This is a genomic window from Streptomyces spongiae (assembly GCF_009377185.1).
GTDB lineage: Bacteria > Actinomycetota > Actinomycetes > Streptomycetales > Streptomycetaceae > Streptomyces > Streptomyces spongiae.
The window spans coordinates 25,485-50,200 of record NZ_VJZC01000016.1 but is presented as its reverse complement, the minus strand read 5'-3'; the positions used below and the strand labels follow the sequence as shown (position 1 = coordinate 50,200).

Annotated in this window: 23 protein-coding genes and 1 riboswitch; of the genes, 8 read left to right on the top strand and 15 right to left on the bottom strand. The window is 71.2% G+C overall.

Annotated elements, in window-relative coordinates; genetic code table 11:
* Positions 1-116: 116 nt before the first annotated feature.
* The gene (locus FNH08_RS04680) at positions 117-578 is read left to right on the top strand and encodes a DUF3093 domain-containing protein (protein ID WP_152769949.1); all 462 of its coding nucleotides are present in this window, start codon (positions 117-119) and stop codon (positions 576-578) included.
* 188 nt (positions 579-766) lie between these two features.
* Here the strand turns inward: FNH08_RS04680 and FNH08_RS04675 are convergent, their stop codons facing one another.
* From FNH08_RS04675 to FNH08_RS04660, 4 genes are all read right to left on the bottom strand, one after another.
* Complete coding sequence (locus FNH08_RS04675; protein ID WP_322723695.1) at positions 767-1,729, bottom strand: hypothetical protein; 963 nt, start codon at positions 1,727-1,729, stop codon at positions 767-769.
* Between the two features lie 13 nt (positions 1,730-1,742).
* On the bottom strand, positions 1,743-2,039 hold the full coding sequence (locus FNH08_RS04670; protein WP_005481602.1) for a DUF4193 domain-containing protein: 297 nt from the start codon (positions 2,037-2,039) through the stop codon (positions 1,743-1,745).
* 467 nt (positions 2,040-2,506) lie between these two features.
* Entirely contained in the window at positions 2,507-3,748 is a 1,242-nt protein-coding gene (locus FNH08_RS04665; protein ID WP_152769948.1) for a sensor histidine kinase, read from the bottom strand.
* Positions 3,749-3,753: 5 nt separating this feature from the next.
* Positions 3,754-4,407: a response regulator transcription factor gene (locus FNH08_RS04660; protein ID WP_181662400.1), complete on the bottom strand. Its 654-nt coding sequence runs from the start codon at positions 4,405-4,407 to the stop codon at positions 3,754-3,756.
* A gap of 414 nt (positions 4,408-4,821) precedes the next feature.
* Here FNH08_RS04660 and FNH08_RS50585 point away from each other — a divergent pair, with 414 nt between their 5' ends.
* Positions 4,822-4,995 (top strand): hypothetical protein, encoded by a 174-nt coding sequence (locus FNH08_RS50585; RefSeq protein WP_194238368.1) that lies wholly within the window; start codon positions 4,822-4,824, stop codon positions 4,993-4,995.
* A gap of 89 nt (positions 4,996-5,084) precedes the next feature.
* On the opposite strand, the gene FNH08_RS04655 is transcribed toward FNH08_RS50585, so the two are convergent.
* Both FNH08_RS04655 and FNH08_RS04650 read right to left on the bottom strand, forming a co-directional pair.
* Positions 5,085-5,903 (bottom strand): inositol monophosphatase family protein, encoded by an 819-nt coding sequence (locus FNH08_RS04655; RefSeq protein WP_322723692.1) that lies wholly within the window; start codon positions 5,901-5,903, stop codon positions 5,085-5,087.
* An 8-nt stretch (positions 5,904-5,911) separates the two neighbouring features.
* On the bottom strand, positions 5,912-7,039 hold the full coding sequence (locus FNH08_RS04650; RefSeq protein ID WP_152769947.1) for a ferrochelatase: 1,128 nt from the start codon (positions 7,037-7,039) through the stop codon (positions 5,912-5,914).
* A 172-nt stretch (positions 7,040-7,211) separates the two neighbouring features.
* On the opposite strand from FNH08_RS04650, the gene FNH08_RS04645 reads away from it, so the two are divergent.
* The 3 genes from FNH08_RS04645 to sepH all read left to right on the top strand — a co-directional run bounded on the left by FNH08_RS04645 (position 7,212) and on the right by sepH (position 11,234).
* Positions 7,212-8,468: an MFS transporter gene (locus FNH08_RS04645; RefSeq protein ID WP_322723690.1), complete on the top strand. Its 1,257-nt coding sequence runs from the start codon at positions 7,212-7,214 to the stop codon at positions 8,466-8,468.
* On the top strand, positions 8,416-9,747 hold the full coding sequence (locus tag FNH08_RS04640) for a D-arabinono-1,4-lactone oxidase (RefSeq protein WP_152769946.1): 1,332 nt from the start codon (positions 8,416-8,418) through the stop codon (positions 9,745-9,747). Before FNH08_RS04645 ends, FNH08_RS04640 begins: the two co-directional genes overlap by 53 nt.
* Before the next feature lie 452 nt (positions 9,748-10,199).
* A complete protein-coding gene (sepH, locus tag FNH08_RS04635; RefSeq protein ID WP_152769945.1) occupies positions 10,200-11,234 on the top strand; it encodes a septation protein SepH in 1,035 nt (344 codons plus the stop codon).
* Between the two features lie 87 nt (positions 11,235-11,321).
* On the opposite strand, the gene FNH08_RS04630 is transcribed toward sepH, so the two are convergent.
* Positions 11,322-12,149 (bottom strand): sulfurtransferase, encoded by an 828-nt coding sequence (locus FNH08_RS04630; RefSeq protein WP_152769944.1) that lies wholly within the window; start codon positions 12,147-12,149, stop codon positions 11,322-11,324.
* Here FNH08_RS04630 and FNH08_RS50580 point away from each other — a divergent pair.
* Together FNH08_RS50580 and FNH08_RS04625 are read left to right on the top strand one after the other, a co-directional pair.
* Complete coding sequence (locus tag FNH08_RS50580; protein ID WP_194238367.1) at positions 12,148-12,306, top strand: hypothetical protein; 159 nt, start codon at positions 12,148-12,150, stop codon at positions 12,304-12,306. The genes FNH08_RS04630 and FNH08_RS50580 overlap by 2 nt on opposite strands.
* A gap of 170 nt (positions 12,307-12,476) precedes the next feature.
* Positions 12,477-13,271, top strand: coding sequence for a VOC family protein (locus FNH08_RS04625; RefSeq protein WP_152769943.1), 795 nt, complete (start codon positions 12,477-12,479; stop codon positions 13,269-13,271).
* A gap of 68 nt (positions 13,272-13,339) precedes the next feature.
* Here the strand turns inward: FNH08_RS04625 and FNH08_RS04620 are convergent, their stop codons facing one another.
* From FNH08_RS04620 to FNH08_RS04605, 4 genes are all read right to left on the bottom strand, one after another.
* Entirely contained in the window at positions 13,340-13,984 is a 645-nt protein-coding gene (locus tag FNH08_RS04620; protein ID WP_152769942.1) for a thymidine kinase, read from the bottom strand.
* Between the two features lie 79 nt (positions 13,985-14,063).
* Positions 14,064-15,305: an alkaline phosphatase family protein gene (locus tag FNH08_RS04615; protein WP_152769941.1), complete on the bottom strand. Its 1,242-nt coding sequence runs from the start codon at positions 15,303-15,305 to the stop codon at positions 14,064-14,066.
* The gene (locus tag FNH08_RS04610) at positions 15,305-15,892 is read right to left on the bottom strand and encodes a DUF5998 family protein (RefSeq protein WP_194238366.1); all 588 of its coding nucleotides are present in this window, start codon (positions 15,890-15,892) and stop codon (positions 15,305-15,307) included. The genes FNH08_RS04615 and FNH08_RS04610 overlap by 1 nt, the downstream gene beginning before the upstream one ends.
* Before the next feature lie 65 nt (positions 15,893-15,957).
* On the bottom strand, positions 15,958-18,759 hold the full coding sequence (locus FNH08_RS04605; RefSeq protein ID WP_152769940.1) for a bifunctional acetate--CoA ligase family protein/GNAT family N-acetyltransferase: 2,802 nt from the start codon (positions 18,757-18,759) through the stop codon (positions 15,958-15,960).
* A gap of 215 nt (positions 18,760-18,974) precedes the next feature.
* On the opposite strand from FNH08_RS04605, the gene FNH08_RS04595 reads away from it, so the two are divergent.
* On the top strand, positions 18,975-19,256 hold the full coding sequence (locus FNH08_RS04595; protein ID WP_152769939.1) for an HPr family phosphocarrier protein: 282 nt from the start codon (positions 18,975-18,977) through the stop codon (positions 19,254-19,256).
* A 146-nt stretch (positions 19,257-19,402) separates the two neighbouring features.
* Here FNH08_RS04595 and FNH08_RS04590 read toward each other — a convergent pair whose 3' ends face one another.
* The 4 genes from FNH08_RS04590 to FNH08_RS04575 all read right to left on the bottom strand — a co-directional run bounded on the left by FNH08_RS04590 (position 19,403) and on the right by FNH08_RS04575 (position 24,256).
* Positions 19,403-20,119 carry a GntR family transcriptional regulator gene (locus FNH08_RS04590; protein WP_152769938.1) on the bottom strand — a complete coding sequence of 239 codons (717 nt, stop codon included), beginning with the start codon at positions 20,117-20,119 and terminating at the stop codon, positions 19,403-19,405.
* A gap of 203 nt (positions 20,120-20,322) precedes the next feature.
* On the bottom strand, positions 20,323-21,087 hold the full coding sequence (locus FNH08_RS04585; RefSeq protein WP_152769937.1) for a M23 family metallopeptidase: 765 nt from the start codon (positions 21,085-21,087) through the stop codon (positions 20,323-20,325).
* A 12-nt stretch (positions 21,088-21,099) separates the two neighbouring features.
* Positions 21,100-21,265, bottom strand: a riboswitch (cyclic di-AMP (ydaO/yuaA leader).
* 223 nt (positions 21,266-21,488) lie between these two features.
* Positions 21,489-22,877, bottom strand: coding sequence for a M16 family metallopeptidase (locus FNH08_RS04580; protein WP_322723687.1), 1,389 nt, complete (start codon positions 22,875-22,877; stop codon positions 21,489-21,491).
* The gene (locus FNH08_RS04575; RefSeq protein ID WP_194238365.1) at positions 22,874-24,256 is read right to left on the bottom strand and encodes a M16 family metallopeptidase; all 1,383 of its coding nucleotides are present in this window, start codon (positions 24,254-24,256) and stop codon (positions 22,874-22,876) included. Before FNH08_RS04575 ends, FNH08_RS04580 begins: the two co-directional genes overlap by 4 nt.
* Positions 24,257-24,716: the final 460 nt, after the last annotated feature.

The window sequence follows — 24,716 nt, the reverse complement described above, 5'->3', positions numbered from 1 at the left end:
CCCGTCCCCCACCGCCGCCCTGCCCGGCAGCACCTCGCGCGAAGTACGCCGACGGCCCTTCGCGGCAGGCTGCCCCGATTCCTGTACAAGTCAGGCACCGTGCCAAGCTTGTCGCCATGCAGCCCTCCGCGTCGCCGTACGAAGAACGCCTCACCGCGCCCCGCTCCTGGTGGCTGATCTGCGCGCTGGTCGGCGTGGCCATGGCCCTTGTCCTGCTTCCCTTCGGCACGCTTCCGCTGCTGGGCGGGCTGGTCGGGGGCACCGCGGCCTCAGCGGTCCTGGCCAGTTCCTACGGCTCGGTCCGCATCCGTGTGGTCGGCGGCGCCCTCATCGCGGGCGAGGCGAAGATCCCGGTGAGCGCACTCGGCGACGCCGAGATCCTGGACCCGGAGGAGGCTCGCGCCTGGCGCACGTACAAGGCCGACACACGCGCCTTCATGCTCCTGCGCGCCTACATCCCCAGGGCTCTGCGCATCCCGGTCACCGACCCGGCCGACCCCACGCCCTACCTGTACCTCTCCACAAGGGAACCCGAACGCCTGTCAGCGGCCCTGGAAACGGCTCGCACCACGGCGTAGGGCGCCGAGGGCCGTACGTCCGGCCTTCTTGTGCCACGGCGCCCGTGCGGGGCTCTGTACGGGCGCAGAGGCGTTCCCGCCCGTCGTGACGGTCCGACTGCCGCCCGTCGTGACGGTCCGGCTGCCGCCCGTCGTGACGGTCCGGCTGCCGCCCGTCGTGACGGTCCGGCTGCCGAGCGGCACCGCCGTCAGGGGCCGAGCTCCTTGCGGATCTCTCCCATCCGCAGCGGATCCACCGGCTTCTCCAGCGGTGGCAGTTCGGGCAGCGCGTCCCACGGGACCTGGAGTCTGCGAAGGTCCTTGCGGATGCGGTCGGCGAGCTGCTTGGTGTCGCGGCGGTTCATGAACGCCCCGACGGCCGCCCCCACCATGAACGGCATCAGGTTGGGCAGATTACGCACCGTGCGCTTCATGATCTGCTGGCGCAGCTCCCGCTTCATCTGACTGCCCAGCGCGGCGTTGATCGTCGCAGGCTTGGCCACGTCGATCCCGCGCTCCCCGGACCAGGAACTCAGGTAGGCGGTACTGCGCTGCTTCAGGTTCCCCGGCGGCCGTAGCCCGTACACCTCGTGCAGTTCGGCGATCAGCTTCAGCTCGATCGCGGCGACGGCGGTGACCTCGGCGGCCAGTTCCGTGGGCATCGCGGGTGGCACCGGCAGCATCGCGGCGGCCCCGATACCGGCCCCCACCGTCGACGAGGCGTTGGCCGCGCCGGCGACGAGCCTGTCCGCGATCTCCTCCGGTCCCAGGCCCGGGAACTGCCTGCGAAGGGTCGCGAGGTCCCGTACGGGAATCCGCGGAGCCGTGTCGATGATGCGGTCGGCGAGCTGCGCCAGGGCAGCTCTGGCCCGGCTGCCGCCCTTGCGGGCGCCCGCCTTGATGCCTTGCGAGAGCGCGCCCGTCACGACCGCCGCGCGGCGCCTGGCGACCGACGCCGGAGAGTCCGCCGGGACCGGAAGGCCCGGCTGCGCGTCCGTGGTGTTCGCTTCCTGGGCGCCCCCCGACGCCGTGCCGGACGCACGCTCGAGCGAGGCCTCTCCGAGTTCGGAGGAGCCCCGCCCGTCGTCACGCGCGCCGTGAGAGCCGTCGTGCGGCCCTTCGTCCGCTCCCTTCCGGAAGCGGCGCTTCCAAGGTGGGGTCGAGCCAGTCACGGCCGACCCCGCCTCAGTCGCAGTCGCGGCAGATCGGCTGGCCGTTCTTCTCGCGGGCCAGCTGGCTGCGGTGGTGCACCAGGAAGCAACTCATGCAGGTGAACTCGTCCTGCTGCTTCGGCAGCACCCGGACGGCCAGCTCCTCGTTCGAGAGGTCGGCGCCGGGCAGTTCCAGGCCTTCGGCGGCCTCGAACTCGTCGACGTCCACCGCCGAGGTCGACTTGTCGTTCCGCCTGGCCTTGAGTTCTTCCAGGCTGTCCGAGTCGACGTCGTCGTCGGTCTTGCGTGGGGTGTCGTAATCCGTTGCCATGTCGCTCTCCCCCTCTGGGTGTCTAGGTGTCTCCAGCGCACGTAACGCGTGAGAGGCCGGACTTGTGCCCGACCCGAGGCGGAGATTTTGCCTCACATCAAGGTCTGTTACTCAATCGACACCCAACCAGACCCCTCAAGAGTGATCGGCTTGGATGGCGAACGGGACCGTACACGGTCCGAAGGCCGCACTTCAAAGGCGTCTCACCGTGTACTTCCCGTGATCAAGACTACCGAAAACCCGGATTTTCCCGGCTTTCCGACAGCTCCCATGATCACGGAGAGTATATGGCTGGAAATTCGCCCCTGTGATCGATCACACATGATCTTCACTACTGCACTCAAGGAAAATTCCGCGCAAAGCGAACATCGGCGTGTGTCGGCGGCATGATGTCAGATCGTGACGGTCTTCCGCATCTCAGGTCGGCCGGATGCCGCACCCCCTCCGATCCCTGGGTCCGCACGCCTTCACGTCGGCAATGTGACCCGCATCACGAGGCCACCCCCCTCACGCGGCCGGGCGGCGATGTGGCCGCCGTGTGCGCGGGCCACGGACCGGACGATCGACAGGCCTAGGCCGACACCCTTGTCGCTCCCCGTGCGCTCGGTACGCAGCCGCCGGAAGGGCTCGAAGAGGTTGTCGATCTCGTACGCGGGGACCACCGGCCCGGTGTTCGTGACCACCAGGACCGCCTGGCCGTGCTGGAACTCCGTGGTCACCTCCACCCAGCCGTCCTCCGGGACGTTGTACCGAACGGCGTTCTGGACGAGGTTCAGGGCGATCCGCTCCAGCAGGACGCCGTTGCCCTGGACGACCGCGGGGGCACGCTCGCCGCGGATCTCCACGCCCTTGGCCTCCGCCTCGGCGTGCACCTGGTCAATGGCCTGCGAGGCGACCTCCGCCAGGTCCACCGGCTTGCGCTCGACGATCTGGTTGTCGCTGCGGGCGAGCAGCAGCAGGCCCTCGACGAGCTGCTCGCTGCGTTCGTTGGTGGCCAGCAGCGTCTTGCCGAGTTGTTGCAGTTCCACGGGAGCGCCCGGATCGGACAGGTGCACCTCAAGGAGCGTGCGGTTGATCGCGAGCGGGGTTCTCAGCTCGTGCGAGGCGTTCCCGACGAAGCGTTGCTGGGCCGTGAAGGCCCGCTCCAGGCGCTCCAGCATGTCGTCGAGGGTGTCCGCCAGCTCCTTCAGCTCGTCGTCCGGTCCGTCCAGCTCGATCCGCCGGGACAGGTCCGAACCCGCGACCGCGCGCGCGGTGCGGGTGATCCGGCCGAGCGGCGTGAGCACCCGGCCCGCCATCGCGTAGCCGAACGCGAACGCGATCACGGCGAGGCCCAGCAGGGCCAGCAGGGAGCGGCTGAGCAGGCCGTCCAGGGCGTGCTGCTTCAGGGTGTCGTTGCACGCCTTGAGCGCCGCGTTGCGCTGGTCGTCAGTGGTCGCGTTGTTCAGTTCCGGGCAGGTGTCGCTGCGGATGGTGACGCCGGTGCCGGAGATCTGGAACGACTGGCCACTGCCCTCGTGGATGGCCTGGGCCGCCAGCAGGTAGATGATCGACAGCAGCAGGATGCCGGCGATCAGGAACATGCCGCCGTACAGCAGCGTGAGCCTTATCCGGATGGTCGGGCGCAGCCAGGGGAACGGCGGCTCCGGCTTTCTCGGGTCCCAGGTGGGCTTCGGGGGCGCCTTGGGCGGAGCGGGTGTCGCGGCCATCGGGATCAGATCCGGTAACCGGAGCCGGGCACGGTGACGATGACCGGGGGCTCGCCGAGCTTGCGGCGCAGGGTCATCACGGTGACGCGCACGACGTTGGTGAAGGGGTCCGTGTTCTCGTCCCAGGCCTTCTCCAGGAGCTGCTCGGCGGAGACGACGGCGCCCTCGCTGCGCATCAGCACCTCCAGGACGGCGAACTCCTTGGGCGCGAGCTGGATCTCCTTGCCGTCACGGAAGACCTCGCGGCGGTTGGGGTCGAGCTTGATGCCGGCGCGCTCCAGGACGGGCGGCAGCGGCACGCTCGTCCGGCGTCCCAGGGCACGCACGCGTGCGGTGAGCTCGCTGAAGGCGAACGGCTTGGGGAGATAGTCGTCGGCGCCTATCTCCAGGCCCTCGACACGGTCGCTGACGTCGCCGGACGCGGTGAGCATCAGCACGCGCGTGGGCATGCCGAGCTCGACGATCTTGCGGCAGACGTCGTCGCCGTGCACGAGGGGCAGGTCGCGGTCGAGGACGACCACGTCGTAGTCGTTGACGCCGATGCGCTCCAGGGCGGCCGCACCGTCGTACACGACGTCGACGGCCATGGCCTCCCGGCGCAGTCCGGTGGCCACCGCATCGGCGAGCAGTTGCTCGTCCTCGACGACGAGTACGCGCACGTCGCTTGTCCTTCCTCTGTCCACCCGCGTAGCGCGTTCTCGACGCACGCGGGCAGGGTCTTCGTGGGTGTGTGACCTCCATCCTGCCCTTTTCGGCCATAAGTCGGCAGTAAGTCACGGGAGGGCCACGCGGGAGGGACCGGGAGTCCGGGGAAGCGAGAAATTCTCGTCCGGTTGAGGTTTCCCCGGAACGGCGCGGGGGGAGGACGGCTTTACACCCCGCGATCACGCTCTGCTTGTGCCGCACAACCATGCGGTACATCGCGATCCGCTTTCCGCAGAGTGGTCGTGGGTGTCCGGCACCGTCGCCGCCCAGCACGGGCAGCGCTGGGCATCCACAGGAGACGTGATCGCCCCTTCCGAACGGCACACCCCCGTGCCACCGACCCACGACCCAGGACGAGGGGGCGCAGCATGGACGCATTCACCACAGGACTTCTGCAGCGCATAAGGGCAACCGAGTCCGACCTGACGCGGGCTCGCGAGACGGGCGACGACTTCCTCGTGGAGGTCGAGCAGGGCGAGCTCGACGACCTGCACCGCCTCGCCGCCGAACACGGTGTGGAGGTCGGCGCGTCACGCGTCTGATCAGCTCGTCCGAGCGGGGCTCCGGCATCGATCCAGTGCCGGGGCCCCGCTCGGTTTTTTAGCGGGCTTCGTACGGGCGCACGCGTCACTCAGTCGTGCCAGGCTCCCAGCGCCTCCAGTCGGGCCTGGAGGGGCTCGAAGAGACCGGGTGGGGCCACGACGGTCAGGTCGGGCGAGAGGAGCTCTCCGGGACGGCCACCGGTCAGGGCGCCCGCCTCCCGGGCGATGAGGTCGCCCGCCGCGTAATCCCAGGGGTTCAGTCCGCGCTCGTAGAACCCGTCCATGCGGCCCACGGCCACGTCGCACAGGTCGATCGCGGCCGAGCCCCCGCGCCGGATGTCACGCACATGGGGAAGCAGCTCGCGGAGCACCTCGGCCTGCCTGGCCCGGCGGTCGGCCCGATACCCGAAGCCCGTGCCCAGGAGGGCCGCTTCCAGGGCGGCGGCGGGCCGCACGCGCGCGGGTCGGTCGTTCACGTACGCCCCCTCCCCCAGGACGGCCCGGTAGGTCTCGCCCCGCAGCGGGGCGAGGACCACGCCGACGACCGTCTCGCCGTGCAGGCGGGCCGCGATGGACACCGCCCAGCTGGGCAGGCCGTACAGGTAGTTGACGGTGCCGTCGAGCGGGTCGATCACCCACTGGACGCCGCTGCTGCCCTCGAAGCTGGCGCCCTCCTCGCCGACCACGCCGTCGTCCGGCCTGCGCTCGGCCAGCAGACCCGTGATCAGCTTCTCGGAGGCGATGTCCATCTCGGTGACGACGTCGGTGGCGCTGCTCTTGGTGGCGGCCACACCGAGGTCCTCGGGCCTGCCGTCGCGCAGGAAGGCGCCCGCGCGGGTGGCCGCGTCGAGCGCGATCTCCAGGAGCTCGGCCCGGAGGGGGTCCCGCTGCTCGGACTGGTCGGTCACGGTGCTCCTCACACGTAGGGGCTGTCGGCGCCCGCGGCGGCGGGGCGGGGGGCGCGGGCCGGGCAGCAGCCCACGGGGCAGAGGTGGTGGCCCGGGCCGAGTGCCCCGAGGGCACACGGAGTCACGTCCTCGCCGCGCTCGGTCGCGGCGCGTTCCAGGACGAGGTCCCGGATCGCCGCGGCGAACCGCGGGTCCGCGCCCACGGTGGCCGAGCGGCGCACGGGCAGGCCCAGCTCCTCGGCCCTGGCCTTGGCCTCCGTGTCGAGGTCGTACAGGACCTCCATGTGGTCCGAGACGAACCCGATGGGCGCCATCACGACGGCCGGTACCCCGGCGCCGTGCAGCTCCTCCAGGTGGTCGCAGATGTCGGGCTCCAGCCACGGGATGTGCGGCGCCCCGGAACGCGACTGGTAGACCAGCTGCCAGGGGTGGTCGACGCCGGTCCGCTCGCGCACGGCGTCGGCGATCAGCCGGGCGGTGTCCAAGTGCTCCTCGACGTACGCGCCGCCGTCCCCGTGGTCCTCGACCGGCCCGGAGGTGTCCGCGGACGCGGTCGGGATCGAGTGCGTCGAGAAGGCGATGTGCGCTCCGTCCCGTACGTCCTCGGGGAGATCGGCGAGGGACTCCAGGAGGCCGTCGATCATGGGCTCCAGGAAGCCGGGGTGGTTGAAGTAGTGCCGCAGCTTGTCGACCTTCGGCAGCTCGAGGCCCTCGGCCTCCAGGGCGGCGAGCGCGTCCGCGAGGTTCTCGCGGTACTGACGGCAGCCCGAGTACGAGGCGTACGCGCTGGTGGCGAGGACCAGGACGCGGCGGCGGCCGTCGGCGACCATCTCGCGCAGGGTGTCCGTCAGGTACGGCCCCCAGTTGCGGTTGCCCCAGTAGACCGGCAGGTCCAGGCCGTGCTCGGCGAAGTCCTTGCGGAGGGCGTCCAGCAGCGCTCTGTTCTGGTCGTTGATGGGGCTGACCCCGCCGAACAGGAAGTAGTGCTGCCCCACCTCCTTGAGGCGCTCCTTGGGGATACCGCGCCCCCGTGTCACGTTCTCCAGGAAGGGGACCACGTCGTCCGGGCCCTCGGGTCCTCCGAACGAGAGGAGCAACAGGGCGTCGTAGGGGGTGGCGTCGCGTGCGTCGGGCATGTCTACGATCCTGCCACCCAGCAGTGACAGCCGAGATCCCGGGCCCAGAGCCGGGGCGTGAATCCGGGTGCATGAGGCTTGCCTTACAAGTAAGCTGCTTCAGCTGCGTTCGCGCCTTACCGGACCGTCAGATTCCGACGCCCGGCCCCATGGCAGATTCCCGGAGACCCCCGTGCCGAGCCCCTACCGCGCCCTGTTCGCCTCCCCAGGCACCAAGGGTTTCACCGCCGCGGGTCTCCTCGGCCGGATGCCGCTGTCGATGATGGGCATCGGCGTGGTCACGATGGTCTCCCAGATCACCGGCCGGTACGGGCTCGCGGGGGCGCTGTCGGCGACCATCGCCCTGTCCGCCGCTGTGGCCGGCCCGCAGGTCTCGCGCCTGGTGGACCAGTACGGGCAACGGCGGGTGCTGCGCCCGGCGACGCTCTTCACCGTGGCCGCGGCGGCCGGGCTGCTGTTCGCCGCGCACTACGGGTGGCCGGACTGGGTGCTGTTCCTCTGCTCGGCGGGTGTGGGCTGCACCCCCAGCGTCGGCGCGATGACCCGCGCGCGCTGGGCGGCCCTCTACCGGGGCACCCCGCACCTGCACACCGCGTACTCCTTCGAGTCCGTGGTGGACGAGATCTGCTTCATCTTCGGGCCGATCATCTCCATCGGGCTGTCCACGGCCTGGTTCCCGGAGGCCGGGCCGCTGCTCGCCGCCTGCTTCCTGGCGGCCGGCGTCTTCCTGCTGACGGCCCAGTGGGCCACCGAGCCCGTGCCGCACCCGCGCGAACACCACGGCGGCGGCAGGCGGTCGGCGCTGCGCTCGCCCGGACTGCGGGTCCTGGTGGGCACCTTCGTGGCGACCGGAGCGATCTTCGGAGCCGTCGACGTGGTCACCGTGGCCTTCGCCGACGAGCGGGGCGAGAAGGCCGCCGCGAGCGTCGTCCTCGCCGTGTACGCGGCGGGATCCTGCGTCGCGGGGATCGTCTTCGGGCTGCTGCGCTTCGCGGGAGCCCCGGAACGCCGGTGGCTGCTGGGCGTGTGCGGCATGGCCGTGAGTATGATCCCCCTCCTACTGGTCGGAAACTTGCCGTTTCTGGCCGTGGCGCTCTTCGTCGCGGGCCTGTCCATCGCACCCACGATGATCACGACGATGTCCCTGATCGAAGAGCACGTACCACGCGCGCAACTGACCGAGGGCATGACCTGGGTGAGCACCGGGCTCGCCGTCGGGGTCGCGCTCGGTTCCTCCGTGTCCGGCTGGGTGATCGACGCCGCCGGCGCGGACGCCGGGTACGGGGTCCCGGCGGTGTCCGGGGCCGTCGCGGTCGCGGTCGGTTTCCTCGGGTACCGCCGGCTGCGCAGGCCGGTGGCACAGCGGGGAGGAGCCCATGAGCAGCGCAGCGAGCGGGACGACGAGCACGAGGAGCGGAGTGTGGCGTAACTGGGCCGGGAACGTCACCGCCCGGCCGGTACGCGAGGTCACCCCCGCTTCTGTGGAGGAACTGTCCGCGGCCGTACGGAAGGCCGCGGAGGACGGCCTGAGGGTGAAGGCGGTCGGCACCGGGCACTCCTTCACGGCGGCCGCCGCGACCGACGGTGTGTTGATCCGCCCTCAACTGTTGACCGGCATACGCAAGATCGACCGCGATGCCATGACGGTCACCGTTGAGGCCGGCACCCCGCTCAAGCGTCTCAACATGGCTCTCGCGCGCGAGGGGCTGTCGCTCACGAACATGGGCGACATCATGGAGCAGACGGTCTCCGGAGCGACCAGCACCGGCACGCACGGCACCGGCCGCGAGTCGAGCTCCATCGCCGCGCAGATCAGGGGACTTGAGCTGGTGACCGCCGACGGCACGGTCCTCACCTGCTCCGAGAAGGAGAATCCCGAGGTCTTCGCGGCCGCCCGAATAGGCATCGGCGCCCTGGGCATCGTCACCGCGATCACCTTCGCCGTGGAGCCCGTCTTCCTGCTCACGGCCCGCGAGGAGCCGATGACCTTCGACAAGGTCCTCGCCGAGTTCGACGAACTCTGGGCCGAGAACGAGCACTTCGAGTTCTACTGGTTCCCGCACACCGGCAACACCAACACCAAGCGCAACAACCGCAGCGCGGGCCCCGAGAAGCCCATCCCTCAGCTCAGCGGCTGGTTCGAGGACGAGTTCCTCTCCAACGGCGTGTTCCAGGTGGCCCAGTGGGTCGGCCGGGCGGCCCCCGCCACGATCCCCACGATCGCCCAGATCTCCAGCCGGGCCCTGTCCGCGCGTACGTACACCGACATTCCCTACAAGGTCTTCACGTCTCCGCGCCGGGTGCGCTTCGTGGAGATGGAGTACGCCGTGCCGCGCGAGGCGTTGAGGGACACGCTGCGTGAACTGAAGGCGATGGTCGACCGCTCCCCTCTGCGCGTCAGCTTCCCCGTGGAGGTCCGCACGGCACCGGCCGACGACATCACACTCTCCACCGCGTCGGGCCGCGACAGCGCGTACGTCGCCGTCCACATGTTCAAGGGCACGCCCTACCAGGGGTACTTCACCGCGGCCGAGCGGATCTTCACGGCGCACGAGGGGCGCCCGCACTGGGGCAAGGTGCACACGCGCGACGCCGACTACCTCTCCGGCGTCTACCCCCGCTTCGGCGAGTTCACCGCGCTCCGTGATCGGCTGGATCCCGATCGCCGCTTCCAGAACGACTACCTGCGGAGGGTGTTGGGCTCGTAGTCGCCCTCCGCCCGCCCGGCCGTGCGAGAACGGGACGCGCAAGCGAAGCAATTCGTCCCGTTTCCGCCGGTTTCACATGGTTCACCATGCCCCATGGTCACGAAAACGGCGGCTTCGGTCGGCCAACTCGGACCCCCTGTGAGAAGTTGGGCGGCGTGCCGATCCACGCAAGTGGCCCGAATGGAGTACTGTTGCGAGCCCTGGGTCCGGACTCCCGCCAGGGTGTCCGGGGCCTTCGAGGACCGCCGGGAGGGGGATCGTTGCACAGGGTGATGAAGTTCGTCACTTAGCGTTGCGAAAAGATAACCGTGCCATAACGGCGACTCAGGGCCAACGCCCGACACGCCGGGCAACTCGGCAAGGTTGTGGCAGGCTGCACCCGGGCAGGCCACACTCGACTAGCGGAAGCAGCGACGCACGTGACGTCGGCAGGCACCACCCGGGAGGTCCCCATGCCCGAACTGCGTGTCGTGGCCGTCTCAAATGACGGCACACGGCTGGTGCTGAAGGCTGCCGACGCAACGGAGTACACACTCCCGATCGACGAACGCCTCCGCGCCGCGGTGCGCGGCGACCGGCCCCGCCTCGGCCAGATCGAGATCGAGGTGGAGAGCCATCTCCGCCCCCGTGACATCCAGGCCCGTATACGTGCTGGTGCGTCGGCCGAGGAAGTCGCGCAGCTCGCCGGCATCCCCGTCGACCGCGTACGCCGCTTCGAGGGCCCCGTGCTCGCCGAGCGCGCCTTCATGGCCGAGCGGGCCAGGAAGACTCCGGTCCGGCGCCCCGGTGAGAACGCGGCCGGTCCCCAGCTCGGCGAGGCCGTCCAGGAGCGGCTGCTCCTGCGCGGCGCCGAGAAGGACACCACCCAGTGGGACTCCTGGCGCCGTGACGACGGCACCTGGGAGGTGCTGCTGGTCTACCGGGTCGCGGGTGAGCCGCACTCGGCGATCTGGACGTACGACCCGCCCCGGCGGCTCGTCCAGGCCGTCGACGACGAGGCGCGCTCGCTGATCGGTGAGTCCGACGACCTCGGGACGGCCGAGCCGAGCTTCCCGTTCGTGCCGCGCATCGCCCGGCTGCCGCGGGACCGCCCCCTGGACCGCCCGACGGAACGTCCCGTCCTGCCCGCCCAGGCGTCCGAGCCCGCCGAGGAGAGCACGGCGGACGAGCGCGACTCGCTCACCAGCATCCTGGAGGCCGTCCCCAGCTACCGGGGCGACCTGGTGGTGCCCGAGCTGCCCCCGGCGGAGACGCAGGACGAGCCCGTTTCGGAGCCCGAGGCGGAGGAGCCTCCGGCTCCCGCGGCCTCGGCCGGTTCCGCGTACGCGGACGTGCTGATGCCGCGAGCGGTGGCCAGCCATCGCGACCGTCTGGTCGGCGCCACCGACCGCCAGGCCGAAGCGGACGGCGTCCGTCCGGGCAGACGCGCGGCGGTGCCGAGCTGGGACGAGATCGTGTTCGGTACGCGGCGGAAGAAGCAGGACTAGTCGACTGGTGACAGGTACGTCCGTGGGGCCCGCATCGTTCAGATGCGGGCCCTCGCCGTACTCGGCGTCACTGCCCGCCTGCGGACATCACCGGGGATCCGGGCCCGTCGCCACCGGCCGGTCGCCGTCGTGGCTCCACTCCGACCACGAGCCGACGTACAGGGCGGCCGGGATGCCGGCGACCGCCAGCGCGAGGACCTCGTGGGCGCCGGAGACACCCGACCCGCAGTAGACACCGACCTCGGGGGTGTCCGAGGCACCCAGGGCCTTGAAGCGGTCGGCGAGTTCGGCGGCGGGCAGGAAGCGACCGGATTCGGTCACATTCTGCGTGGTGGGTGCCGAGACGGCACCCGGGATGTGTCCGGCGACCGGATCGATGGGCTCGACGTCCCCGCGGTACCGCTCGGCCGCCCGCGCGTCGAGGAGCAGCCCAGTGCGGGCGAGCGCGGCGGCACCCTCGGCGTCCAGCAGCGGCAGGGCGCCCGGAGCCGGTGTGAAGGCCCCGTGAAGCGGCTTCGGGATCTCCGACGTCAGCGGGCCGTCCCAGGCCGCCAGACCGCCGTCCAGGACCCGTACCGACGGGTGCCCCGTGAAGCGCAGCAGCCACCACGCGCGCGCGGCGGCCCAGCCGAGCCCGCCGTCGTACACCACGACGTCCCGGTCCGCCGAGACCCCGGCGGCCCGCATCGCGGCACCGAAGACCTCCGTGTCCGGCAGCGGATGCCGACCGCGGGCACCCGCGGGACCTGCGAGTTCGGAGTCCAGGTCGACGAAGACGGCGCCCGGGATGTGCGCCTTCTCGTACTCGGGTCGCAGGTTCGGACCGCCCAGTTGCCAGCGGACGTCGAGAAGGACCGGCGGGGTCGGGCCCGTGAGCGCACTCGCGAGTTCGACTGGGGAAATGATGGCGTTCATGGACCCCATCCTCGCGCACGGGGTGGCCGCGTCGCCCAGGTCCGGCTACTGTGCTCCGCCGGACGGGCCCGATCACGAGGCGTACGGGATCGGGCACATGCTGTACATCCGCGGGACACCACGCGTCAAGGAAGCGTCAACGGACGGGAAGCGGTAATTCGGGCAGTCTTCCTCCCGGTTCGCCACATCACGGCGGCGCGGCTGGGCCGTTCGGTACCACGGGTGATGCGAGCATCAACACGGGACGTGCACGCGCGTGAACGCGGTTTGCGCGTACGGTGAGCGGCGGTGACACGGCTGCCGCCAGGGGCCGAGGAGAGAGTGACGATGACCGAGGCACGGGGTTCGGCGGGTCTGAACGGGGAGGCGTACCCGCCCGGCACACCATGCTGGGTGAGTCTGATGGTGCACGGGTTGGCCGCCACCCAGGAGTTCTACGGGTCGCTGTTCGGCTGGGAGTTCCGGCCGGGCCCGCAGCAACTGGGCCCGTACGTAAGGGCTCTGCTGGACGGACACGAGGTGGCGGGCATCGGTCAGCTGCCGCCCGACCGTCATCTGCCCATCGCGTGGACGCCCTACCTCGCCTCGACCGACGTGGACCTGACCGCCGAGATGGTGCGGCACTGCGGCGGCACGGTCGGCGTGGGCCCCCTGGACGCCGCCGACGCGGGCCGCCTGGCCGTCGCCACGGACCCCTCGGGCGCCGTCTTCGGGATCTGGCAGGCCGCGGCCCACCTCGGCACCACCATCACGGGCGTCCCCGGGACGCCCGCCTGGAACGAACTCTTCACCCGCGACACGGTCGGCGTCGCCAAGTTCTACGAGAGCGTCTTCGGCTACGAGCAGGAACCGCTCGCCTCCCCCGACGTCGACTACGTGACCCTCCGTGTCAAGGGCCGGCCGGTCGCCGGTGTCCACGGCGTCGGCAGGGCACTCCCCCGCGACCGGGGACCCCACTGGCTGACCTCCTTCGAGGTCGCCGACACCGACAAGGCGGTCACCCGCGTCACCGACCTCGGGGGTCACCTCCTGAAGCCCGCCCGGGACACACCCCACGGCCGTGTGGCCACGGTCGTGGACCCGGAGGGCGCGGTGTTCTCGCTGGTCCATACGGACCGCTGAGGTCCACACGGACCGCTGAGCCTGGGTTCAAGGGGGACGCCCGGGCAGGAGGATCGATTCGCCGGAGGTCAGACCGTCTCGACCGGCAGCACGTCCGGCGACAACGCGCTCGCGCGAGCCGTCGCCGCCGTCATACGGCGGCGGTGGTGGCGGCGGCAGAGGACCTCGTAGCCGATGTCCGGCTGGTTGACGTCACCCACGACGACCTGGGCGCCCTCGACGACCATGTGGCCGCCCAGGGTGCGGGCGTTGTGGGTGGCGCGGGCGCCGCACCAGCAGAGGGCCTCGACCTGGAGGACCTCCACCCGGTCGGCGAGTTCCACGAGACGCTGGGAGCCGGGGAAGAGCTTGGAGCGGAAGTCCGTGGTGATGCCGAAGGCGTAGACGTCGAGGTCCAGGTCGTCCACCACGCGTGCCAGCTGGTCGATCTGCTCGGGCGCCAGGAACTGGGCCTCGTCCGCGATCACGTAGTCCGCGCGGCGGCCCTGGGAGAGGTGGTCGACGAGGTGGACGTACAGGTCCTGGCCGTCCGCGACCTCCACCGCGTCCGTGACCAGTCCGAGCCTCGACGACAGCTTGCCCTCGCCGGCGCGGTCGTCCCTGGTGAAGATCATGCCCTGGAGACCGCGTGCCGATCGGTTGTGCTCGATCTGGAGGGCCAGCGTCGACTTCCCGCAGTCCATCGTTCCGGAGAAGAACACCAGCTCGGGCATGGGGAGTTGCTGACCTTTCAGAGGGTTTCGGGGCAAGGAGGGGCACCGGGCGCGGGTTCCGGGCCGGGGACGGGAGGCTTCAGGTGCGTACTTCCAGGAGCGGGACCAGTTGTTCCACGGGCGTCATCGAGCCGTGGTTCCCGACCATCGCGGACTCCTTCGGTTCCCGTTCGGACGCGATGATCAGGACGTCGTCGCGGGCCGCCGCCACGACGTCACCGAGGCGCGCGTACACGCGCTCGTCCACCGTGGGGCCGAACCAGCCCGCCGCGACGGCCTCGTCGCGGGACGCCACCCAGAACTGCTCGCCCAGCACCTCGCGCCAGCAGGTCAGGACGTCCGACTCGGCACCGGGCACCGCGTACACATGGCGGGCGCGTCCCTCGCCGCCCAACAGGGCCACCCCTGCGCGCAGTTCCCAGTCCTCGTCGAAGTCGATGCGGTGCTGCTCGTCGAACGGGATGTCGATCATGCCGTGGTCGGCGGTGACGTACAGGGCGGTACGCGACGGGAGTTGCTCCGCGAGGCGCTGGACGAGCCGGTCGACGTACATCAACTGCCCGCGCCAGGCGTCGGAGTCGATGCCGAAGCGGTGACCCTTGCCGTCGACCTCGGCGTAGTACGTGTACACCAGGGAGCGGTCTCCGGCGGCCAGTTGCTCCGCGGCCAGGTCCATGCGCTCCTCGCCGGAGAGCCGGCCGTGGAACGTGCCGCCGCTCAGCGCGACCTGGGTGAGCGGCGTGGTCTGGAAGTTCGGGGAGGAGACCTGGGCGGTGTGGACGCCCGCCTCGGCGGCCAGCTGGAAGATCGTGGGGTACGGCTGCCACTGGCGCGGTGCGGTCCAGGGGATCCAGCGGAGCTGGTTCATCAGCTCGTCGGTCTCCGGGTTGCGGACCGTGTAGCCCGGCAGCCCGTGGGCGCCCGGGGGCAGGCCGGTGCCGACGGAGGCGAGGGAGGTCGCGGTGGTCGCCGGGTAGCCCGCGGTGATCGCGCGGCCGGTGCCGCCCCGCGACGACGCGAGCAGCGAGGTCATGAAGGGGGCCTCGTCCGGGTGCTCCTTCAGCTGCTGCCAGCCCAGCCCGTCGATCAGGAAGACGCAGTTCCGGTCGGCCGCTGTCAGTTCCGTCATGGCGGCGGTGGTGCCGGGGACCTCCATGCCGGCCGCGAGGGTGGGCAGGAGGTCGGCCAGCGAGCCCGTGCCGTACTCGGGCACGGGGGCCGAGCTCACGGCGAGGGCGTGGGGCTGGTCCCAGTGAGGAGCGGACGGGGCGGGCACCGAGCGCCCTCCGTCAGGGGCGGCGGGCGGGGACGCGTGGGACATCAGCGGGCGACGTCCGCGGTCGCCTCGGAGAGGGACTGCGCGAAGGCGAGGGCCTGGCGCACCGTCTCCGGGCCGTCCCCGGCCTCGCTGACGCGCAGGCTGAGGTCGTCCGCCGTCGAGTTGCCCGTGTAGCCGTGGTCCGCCTCGCAGTTGGGGTCGCCGCAGGCCGCGGGCTCCAGGTCGATGCGGGAGACGGCACCCCAGCCGATGGTCAGGACGACCTCGCGGGGCAGGGTGCCCGGCGCGTACGACTCCGGATTGGCGACCACCCGGCTGACGACGACCGAGGAGATCCGGCCGAGCTTCACGGACTCGGTGGACGTCGTGGCGTACGGAGTGGGGGACGTGCTGTCCGCGGCCTGCTCATCGGTGTGGCTCACGATGAAGCGGTTGCCGGTGAGGACGAGCACGGTCACGTGCCGCCGTACCTCGTTGGCGTCGAACGTCGTCTCCTGATGGACCAGGTACGACCGGACGGCGTCGCCGCCGACAGCGGCCTCCACCGCCTCGGCCACGAGGGCCGGGTAGTAGCCGCTGCGCTCGATCGCCGCACGCAGCCCCTGGGTCGTCGTACTGGTCTTGGCCATGACGTCCATCCTACGGGGGCGCACTGACTGCGAGGGACCGCTCTGCCGTGACTGCCGGGGACGGATCAGTACACCGGAAGCGTCCGGGGACCGAGGTCGTCGCGGGCGGGCGGGCGCGCGAGCCGGACGGTGGCGCCGAGGACGCTCAGGCCGCGCGGGGCGACGACGACCGGCTCCAGGGAGACCGCGACGACCTCCGGGTGGTCGTCCACCAACCGGGACACGCGCAGGAGCAGCTCTTCGAGGGCGCCGACGTCGGCCGGTGCGGAGCCGCGCCAGCCGAAGAGGAGCGGTGCCGTCCGGATCGACCGGACCAGTGAGGCCGCGTCCCGGTCGGTGACCGGAATCAGCCGGTGCGCGGTGTCGCCGAGCAGTTGCGAGGCGGCCCCGGCGAGCCCGAAGGAGACCACCGCTCCGGCCGCCGGGTCGATGACGGCCCGGACGACCGTGTCGACACCGCGTGGGGCCATGCCCTGCACGACGGGCCGCAGCTCCTCGGGCCTGCCGAAGAGGCCGGTCAACTCGGCGTACGCCCGGCGCAGTTGTTCCTCGTCCGTCAGGTCCAGCCGTACGCCGCCCAGGTCGGCGCGGTGGCGCAGGTGCGGGGCGGTGGCCTTGAGGGCCACGGGGTAGCCGAGGGCGCGCGCCGCCGCGGCGGCCTCGTCGGGGGTGGGCGCGGGCCGGGCCTCGCGCACCGGGATGCCGTACCGGGCGAGGAGCTCGCACGTCTGGTCGGTGCCGAGCGTGAGGCCCTCCCCGCGCGCGAGGAGCGTGTCGATCTGGTCGGCGGCGCCCTTCTCGTCGATGTCCTCGTACTCGGGCACCTTTCCGGGGTCCGCGGCCTCGCGGCGCCACTGGGCGTACCTCACGGCTTCGGCGAGGGCCCGGACGGCGCGCTCGGCGGCGGGGTAGGCGGGGATGAGGTGGGTGTCTTCCGGCGGCCGGACGTCCTCCACGCGCGCGGGGGCCGGCCGCTCGTCGGGGAGCGGTACGGCGTGGGGTGCCGTGCTGGTGGCCCGGGAGAGGGCGTCCGCGAGTCCGCCCAGCTCCACGTGGACCACGAGGACCGGCTTGGCCGGGGCCGCGGCCGCCGCCGAGCGGAGCGCCTCGGCGAGGGCCTCGTCGGCGGCGGACGTCTCGCCCACCGCCGGTATGGCCGTCACGACCACGGCATCGCAGGTGTCGTCCGCCAGTGCCCGCGCCAGGGCCGCGTGGAAGTCCTCCGCCGAGGCCCCGGTCGTGAGGTCCAGCGGGGGCAGGGGGCTGAGTCCCTCGGCGAGGCACGCGTCGTACGTCAGGAGTCCCAGCGACTCCGAGTTCCCAAGGATCGCCACGCGGGGGCCGGTGGGCAGGGGCTGGCGGGCCAGCAGCAGGCCCGTGTCGACGAGCTCGGTGATCGTGTCCACGCGGATCACGCCGGCCTGTCGCAGCAGGTCGGACACGGTGGTGTGGGGCAGCCGCGTGGCCCGTACGGCGTGTCCCTGGGGTGCCGCCCCGCCGTGGCGGGCGCCCTGGACCACGACCAGCGGCTTGGCCGCGGCCGTGCGGCGCGCGAGGCGTGTGAACTTGCGCGGGTTGCCGATGGATTCCAGGTACATGAGGGCGACGTCGGTGTCCGGGTCGTCGAACCAGTACTGGAGCACGTCGTTGCCGGAGACGTCCGCGCGGTTGCCCGACGACACGAAGGTGGACACGCCGGTGACTCCGGTGACCCCTCCCCCGCGCCGGTGCAAGCGAGACAGCAGGGCGATCCCGATGGCGCCGGACTGGGCGAAGAGGCCGATCCGTCCGGGGCGCGGCATCTCGGGGGCGAGGGAGGCGTTGAGCCTGATGTCCGGCGAGGTGTTGATGATCCCGAAGGCGTTGGGCCCGATGATGCGCATGCCGTACGTCCTGGCCTGGCGCACCAGTTCGCGCTGGCGCTCGCGCCCCGCGGGACCGCTCTCGGCGTACCCGGCGGAGACGACCACGAGGCCCTGCACGCCGTGCTCTCCGCACTCGGCGACGACGTCCGGGACGTGCTCGGCGGGGACGGCGACGACCACGAGGTCGACGGGCTCGGAGATCTCGCTGATGGAGCGGTACACGGGGACCTGGTCGAGATCCTTCTCCTGTAGGGCCCTGTTCACGGCGTAGAGGCTCCCGGTGAAGCCCGCGTCCCGGAGGTTGGTGAGCACGTTGCGGCCGACGCCGCCGGGGGTGCGTCCCGCTCCGATGACGGCCACCGAGCCGGGGGTGAGCAGCCGCCGCACGGACCGGGCCTCGGCGCGCTGCTCCCGTGCGCGCTGGACGGCGAGGGAGCGGTCGGTGGGCTCCAGGTCGAACTCCAGGCGGACGACGCCGTCCTCGAAGCTGCGCTTCTGCTGGTACCCGGCGTCGGTGAACACCTTGATCATCTTGGTGTTGGCGGGGAGCACCTCGGCGGCGAAGCGGCGGATGTCCCGCTCCCGGGCGACGGCCGCGACGTGTTCGAGGAGGGCGGAGGCGACGCCCCGCCCCTGGTGGGCGTCCTGCACCAGGAAGGCGACCTCGGCCTCGTCGGCCGGGGAGGAGGCGGGCATCCCCTCGGCATCGATGCGGTCGTAGCGTACGGTGGCGATGAACTCGCCGCCGACCGTGGCCGCGAGTCCCACCCGGTCCACAAAGTCGTGGTGCGTGAAGCGGTGGACGTCCTTGGCGGACAGGCGAGGGTACGGCGCGAAGAAGCGGTAGTACTTCGACTCGTCGGAGACCTGCTCGTAGAAGCTGACCAGGCGCTCGGCGTCATCAACGGTGATGGGCCTGATGCGCGCGGTGCCGCCGTCGCGCAGCACCACGTCGGCCTCCCAGTGGGCGGGGTACTCATGCCGGTCCGACGAGGTCTGCATGGGCCCCAGAGTAAGACTCACGTACGACAACGTCGTGGGGCGGTCTCGCGTTCGAACACGACGCGGGGCAGTCTGGGGGAACACAAAAGCCGGAGCGCGGTCAGGCCGTGGGCCCGATCCGGTGCCACATCACGATGTGGGAGACTGGTCTAGACAATCCGGTCTAGACCAGTTGAGACAGCGATACATCTGAGACACCTGAAGGGCAGCATCACATGGCTGAGCGCCGCGTCAACGTCGGCTGGGCCGAGGGCCTCCACGCCCGCCCCGCCTCCATCTTCGTCCGGGCCGCCACGGCCTCCGGTATCCCCGTGACGATCGCCAAGGCCGACGGCACCCCCGTCAACGCGGCCTCCATGCTGGCGGTGCTGGGCCTGGGCGCCCAGGGCGGCGAGGAGATCGTGCTCGCCTCCGAGGCCGAGGGCGCGGACATCGCGCTCGACCGCCTGGCGAAGCTGGTCGCCGAGGGACTCGAGGAACTTCCCGAGACCGTCTGAGTGACGCGGTAAAAGGCCCGAAAGGTCACCCGCGCACACATGGAAGGGCTCGTCCGAATTATCGGGCGAGCCCTTCGCATTTCCTCTTCGCGGGCAGCAGAAATAATCCCCCGCGAATTCCACCCTCTTTGTATACGGCTCTCGTGTTAATGCCGCAGGCTCGTCATGTTTACGGGATGTTGCGAAGTTCTCACACGCTCCACGCGGTCGGTGCGACCGGGAAGCGGCCGGCCTGAACCGGGAAATCGCAGCCGGTGCGCGGCACTCGCGCGTTCGGTGTGCAGGGCGGTGATCGTCCGGGCCCGCTCACTGTCGCCGCGCGTGACGGCGTCCACGATGCCGCCGTGTTCGGCCCACGACTCGACGGGGTTGGCGGGCGCCTCCACCGCGTACATCCAGGCGATCTTGTGGCGCAGCTGGGCGAGAGTCGAGGTCAGCGCGGGGCTGCCGGAGGCCTGGGCGAGCGTCTCGTGGAACCAGCCGCCCAGGGAGCGCAGGTCGTCGCTGTTGCCCCGCCTGGCCCGCTCCTGGCCCAGCCTGACCAGGCCGCGCAGCACCTTCAGGTGCGCCTCGGTGCGGCGCTGGGCGGCACGCGCGGCGCCCAGCGGCTCCAGCAGCATGCGCATCTCCAGCAGGTCGGCGGCCTCCTGCTCGGTGGGCTCCGCGACGCACGCGCCCGCGTGCCGGCGGGTGACGACGAAGCCCTCGGCCTCCAGGGTGCGCAGCGCCTCACGCACGGGGACGCGGCTGACGCCGTAGCGGCGGGCGAGGAGTTCCTCGGTGAGCCGGCCGCCGCGCTCGTAGACACCCGCGACGATGTCATCACGGATCGCCGTGCATACCGAGTGCGCCGGAATACGCATGACCCGACCTCCGCCTTAATCCCCGTGAAACGTCATTGATTGACGTGTGTTCCAGCGACTCTATTGCAGTCGGCCGGAATTTCCGATGGCGGGTCCAAATCCAGGGATATTTTTTGGACAGGAGGTACGTCACAACGGACGAGGTACGTCACAACGACGAAAGCCCCGGCTCGGTGAGCCGGGGCCTCGTGGGGCGCGGGGTGTCAGACGTTCACGCCGTGCGAGCGCAGGTAGCCGACGGGGTCGATGTCCGAGCCGTACTCGGCCGTCGTGCGGGCCTCGAAGTGCAGGTGCGGACCCGTGACGTTGCCGGTCGCCCCGGAGAGGCCGATCTGCTGGCCGGGGGTGACCGTCTGTCCGACGGAGACGCCGATGGACGACAGGTGGCCGTACTGCGTGAACGTGCCGTCGTTCATCTTGATGACGATGTTGTTGCCGTAGGCACCGCCCCAGCCCGCCTCGACGACGGTGCCGGAGCCGACCGCGTGGACGGCCGTGCCGGAGGAGGCGTGGAAGTCGATGCCGGTGTGGCTGCCGGAGGACCAGACGGCACCGCCGGACTTGTAGCCGGTCGAGACGTACGAGCCGCTGACCGGGGCGACGAAGGTGTTGAGGCGCTTGCGCTCGGCCTCGCGGGCGGCGCGCTCCTTGGCCTCGCGCTCCTTCTTGGCCGCCTCCTCCGCGCGCTGCTTCGCGAGGGCCTCGGCCCTCTTCTGCGCGGCGGCCTCCTCGGCGGCCTGCTGCTGGGCGGCGGCCTGGGCGTCGATCTGCTCGGCCACCGTGTCGCCGATCTCGACGGCCTGGGTGAAGCCGGTCTGCTCGACGGAGGTCTCCGCGGCGAACGCCGGGGCGGACAGGGCGCCGATGACGCCTGTGGTGGTGAGCGCGGCGGCGCCGACGGCCTTCGTGGTCGCGCGTTTCATCCGGCTGGGACGACGGTGCTTCCCGGCGGCGCAGGTGTACGCCATGAAGTGGCTGGTCCTTTCCTTCCCTCTCGCCTACCGGGTTAGCTGACGGGTTCGGAGCAAGGAAGGTCTCCTACGGGCCCCCTTCACCAGGTGAAGGGCGTCCGATTCACCCCAGGGACTGCGGTGGGTCCCCGGCTCCCCTGGCTCGCGCCGTACGGGGACTCGGCGATGACTGTCCGGTGCCGCGGGTGCGGCGTACTGCTGACGAACAGCCGGACCGACGCTAAGCGGGCCCTCTTTGAAATCACAAACGGATCACGGGATTTGTAGCGCATGCCACAGGGCAGACACGCAACCTCTCCCGCAATACGGACATCCGGGGGCTCCGGTGACTCTTTCTTCACCGGAGCCCCCGGATGTGGCGGGACCGTGTCGGCCCGTGCTCCGGGCCGAGTGAGCGCCTACTCGGCGCGTACGACGGAGACTTCGCCGATTCCGAGGGCCCTGACGGGCTCCTCGATCTGCGCGGCGTCACCGACGAGGACGGTCACCAGACGGTCCACCGGGAAGGCGTTCACAACGGCCGCGGTGGCCTCCACGGTCCCGGTCGCGGCGAGCTGCCGGTACAGCGTCGCCTGGTAGTCGTCCGGCAGGTGCTGCTCGACCTGGTCGGCGAGGGTGCTCGCGACGGCGGCGGCCGTCTCGTACTTGAGGGGGGCGACCCCGACGAGGTTCTGCACGGCGACATCACGCTCGGCGTCCGTCAGTCCCTCGGCGGCGAGGGTGCGCAGCACGGTCCACAGGTCGTCGAGCGCCGGACCGGTGTTGGGCGTGTCGACGGAGCCACTGATGGCGAGCATCGCGGCGCCCGAGCCGTCGGGCGCGGAACGCAGCACCTGGCCGAACGCGCGCACACCGTAGGTGTAGCCCTTCTCCTCGCGCAGGACGCGGTCCAGGCGGGAGGTGAGGGTGCCACCGAGGCAGTACGTGCCGAGCACCTGGGCCGGCCACACGCGGTCGTGCCGGTCGGCACCGACGCGGCCGATGAGCAACTGCGTCTGGACGGCGCCGGGACGGTCCACGATGACGACACGGCCGGTGTCGTCGGCGGTCACCGCGGGCACCGGGCGCGGCTGGGCCGAGGAGCCGGTCCAGGCGCCCAGGGTGTCGCCGAGCAGCTCGTCCACGTCGACGCCGGTGAGGTCGCCGACGACGACCGCGGTGGCCGTGGCGGGGCGGACGTGCCTCTCGTAGAAGGCGCGCACGGCCGCCGAGTCGATGCCCTCGACCGTCTCCTCGGTGCCCTGGCGCGGGCGCGACATGCGCGAGGTCGCCGGGAACAGCTCCTTGGAGAGCTCCTTCGCGGCACGGCGGCCCGGGTTGGCGGTCTCGTGCGGGATCTCGTCGAGCCGGTTGCGCACCAGCCGCTCGACCTCGCTGTCCTCGAACGCGGGGGCCCTCAGGGCGTCGGCGAGCAGACCGAGCGCCTTGGGGAGCCGTGAGACGGGGACTTCGAGGCTGAGCCGTACGCCGGGGTGGTCGGCGTGTGCGTCGAGGGTGGCGCCGCAGCGCTCCAGCTCGGCGGCGAACTCCTCGGCGGAGTGCTTGTCGGTGCCCTCGGAGAAGGCACGGGCCATGATCGTGGCGACACCGTCGAGGCCCGTCGGCTCGGCCTCCAGGGGCGCTTCGAGGAGCACCTCGACGGCGACGACCTGCTGGCCGGGGCGGTGGCAGCGCAGCACCGTCAGACCGTTGTCGAGGGTGCCACGCTCCGGCGCCGGGAAGGCCCAGGGCCTGGCGTCGCCGGACTGGGGCTGCGGATGGAAGTCCATGGTCGCGAGCTCGGTCACTTGGCCGACTCCTCGTTCTCGTCGCTCACCGCGGCTTCGGCGGTCTCCTCGGCTGTCTCGGCGTCCCCGCCCTCGGCCGTGATCGGCTCGTACACGAGCACCGCGCGGTTGTCGGGCCGCAGCCGGGCCTGGGCGACCGCCTGGACCTCCTCCGCCGTCACTTCGAGCACGCGCTGGACGGCGGTCAGCGCGAGCTGCGGGTCGCCGAACAGGACGGCGAACCGGCACAGTTCGTCGGCGCGGCCCGCGACCGTGCCGAGCCGGTCCAGCCACTCGCGCTCCAACTGGGCCTGGGCGCGCTCCATTTCCTCGGCCGTGGGGCCCTGGGCGGCGAACCGGGCGAGCTCCTCGTCGACGGCGGCCTCGATGACCGGGACCTCGACGTCACCGGAGGTCTTCACGTCGAGCCAGCCCAGGGAGGGCGCCCCGGCGAGCCGCAGCAGGCCGAACCCGGCGGCGACGGCCGTGCGGTCGCGTCGCACGAGCCGGTTGTACAGGCGGGACGACTCGCCGCCGCCGAGGACCGTCAGCGCCAGGTCGGCCGCGTCGGCCTCGCGCGTGCCGTCCTCGGGGAGCCGGTAGGCGGCCATCAACGCGCGCGCGGGGACCTCTTCCTCCACGACCTCGCGCAGCTGCTCGCCGATGGTCTGAGGCAGGGAGCCGTCGCGCGGGGCGGGCTTGCCGTCGTGCCCGGGGATCGACCCGAAGTACTTCTCGATCCAGGCGAGCGTCTGCTCCGGGTCGATGTCGCCGACCACGGAGAGCACGGCGTTGTTGGGCGCGTAGTAGGTGCGGAAGAACGCGCGCGCGTCCTCCAGCGTGGCTGCGTCCAGGTCGGCCATCGAACCGATGGGGGTGTGGTGGTAGGGGTGGCCGTCCGGGTAGGCGAGGGCGGTCAGCTTCTCGAAGGCGGTGCCGTAGGGGACGTTGTCGTAGCGCTGGCGGCGCTCGTTCTTGACGACGTCCCGCTGGTTCTCCATGGACTCGTCGTCCAGTGCCACCAGCAGCGAGCCCATGCGGTCCGCCTCCAGCCAGAGGGCGAGCTCCAGCTCGTGGGCGGGCATGGTCTCGAAGTAGTTGGTGCGCTCGAAGCTCGTCGTGCCGTTGAGCGAGCCGCCCGCTCCCTGGATCTTCTCGAAGTGGCCGTTGCCCTTCACCTGGCCCGAGCCCTGGAACATGAGGTGTTCGAAGAGGTGGGCGAGGCCGGTGCGGCCCTTGACCTCGTGACGGGAGCCGACGTCGTACCAGAGGCACACCGCCGCGACCGGGGTCAGGTGGTCCTCGGAGAGCACCACCCGCAGACCGTTGGCCAGGCGGTGCTCGGTCGCTGTCAGGCCCCCGGAGCCTGCCTCGGCTGTGGCCGTGTGACCCATGGGCATGTACGTCCCTTCAATCGCGGAATCTGTCGTCGAAGCTGTCATGGAAAACCGCGTATGTCCTGCCGGTCCTGCCACTGTATGCAAGCGTGCGGACGGCTGGCGAAGTTCCCGGTTCCCGTACGCCCAGAGCGTGACTCCCGGAAAAGGGGCAGGCGGCGCCATCGCTGCTGTGGGCCAGGGGGAGCGGCGACGGCGCGATGTTGACGCGACGCCCGGGGCCGTCCTCTTCTCCTCGACCGATCTCCTCGCCCGAGTACGCGGGCGAACCCGTCTCCGCCCCTGCGGCGTACACGTCGGAACCCATCCCTCCACTGTGCTGACAGGCGCGTTCGGGCCTGCCCGGCGCCATGTCGAGTGGGCGGAGCAGAGCCCTTGGGGAAGGGGCGTGGTCGGGGTTGTCAGTGGGTCGGGCCACAATGGACCGCGTCAGATCCCGTTTCATGCCCCGGCAAGACTGTGA

Excerpts from the sequence above, each read along its gene's own strand:
- FNH08_RS04590 (WP_152769938.1), bottom strand. The coding sequence starts at position 20,119 with ATGCGTATTCCGGCGCACTCGGTATGCACGGCGATCCGTGATGACATC.
- FNH08_RS04585 (WP_152769937.1), bottom strand. The coding sequence starts at position 21,087 with ATGGCGTACACCTGCGCCGCCGGGAAGCACCGTCGTCCCAGCCGGATG.
- FNH08_RS04605 (WP_152769940.1), bottom strand. The coding sequence starts at position 18,759 with ATGCAGACCTCGTCGGACCGGCATGAGTACCCCGCCCACTGGGAGGCC.
- sepH (WP_152769945.1), top strand. The coding sequence starts at position 10,200 with ATGCCCGAACTGCGTGTCGTGGCCGTCTCAAATGACGGCACACGGCTG.
- FNH08_RS04640 (WP_152769946.1), top strand. The coding sequence starts at position 8,416 with ATGAGCAGCGCAGCGAGCGGGACGACGAGCACGAGGAGCGGAGTGTGG.
- FNH08_RS04620 (WP_152769942.1), bottom strand. The coding sequence starts at position 13,984 with ATGCCCGAGCTGGTGTTCTTCTCCGGAACGATGGACTGCGGGAAGTCG.
- FNH08_RS04595 (WP_152769939.1), top strand. The coding sequence starts at position 18,975 with ATGGCTGAGCGCCGCGTCAACGTCGGCTGGGCCGAGGGCCTCCACGCC.
- FNH08_RS04615 (WP_152769941.1), bottom strand. The coding sequence starts at position 15,305 with ATGTCCCACGCGTCCCCGCCCGCCGCCCCTGACGGAGGGCGCTCGGTG.
- FNH08_RS04680 (WP_152769949.1), top strand. The coding sequence starts at position 117 with ATGCAGCCCTCCGCGTCGCCGTACGAAGAACGCCTCACCGCGCCCCGC.
- FNH08_RS50580 (WP_194238367.1), top strand. The coding sequence starts at position 12,148 with ATGGACCCCATCCTCGCGCACGGGGTGGCCGCGTCGCCCAGGTCCGGC.
- FNH08_RS04670 (WP_005481602.1), bottom strand. The coding sequence starts at position 2,039 with ATGGCAACGGATTACGACACCCCACGCAAGACCGACGACGACGTCGAC.
- FNH08_RS04625 (WP_152769943.1), top strand. The coding sequence starts at position 12,477 with ATGACCGAGGCACGGGGTTCGGCGGGTCTGAACGGGGAGGCGTACCCG.
- FNH08_RS04650 (WP_152769947.1), bottom strand. The coding sequence starts at position 7,039 with ATGCCCGACGCACGCGACGCCACCCCCTACGACGCCCTGTTGCTCCTC.
- FNH08_RS04630 (WP_152769944.1), bottom strand. The coding sequence starts at position 12,149 with ATGAACGCCATCATTTCCCCAGTCGAACTCGCGAGTGCGCTCACGGGC.
- FNH08_RS04575 (WP_194238365.1), bottom strand. The coding sequence starts at position 24,256 with ATGCCCATGGGTCACACGGCCACAGCCGAGGCAGGCTCCGGGGGCCTG.
- FNH08_RS04665 (WP_152769948.1), bottom strand. The coding sequence starts at position 3,748 with ATGGCCGCGACACCCGCTCCGCCCAAGGCGCCCCCGAAGCCCACCTGG.
- FNH08_RS04610 (WP_194238366.1), bottom strand. The coding sequence starts at position 15,892 with ATGGCCAAGACCAGTACGACGACCCAGGGGCTGCGTGCGGCGATCGAG.
- FNH08_RS50585 (WP_194238368.1), top strand. The coding sequence starts at position 4,822 with ATGGACGCATTCACCACAGGACTTCTGCAGCGCATAAGGGCAACCGAG.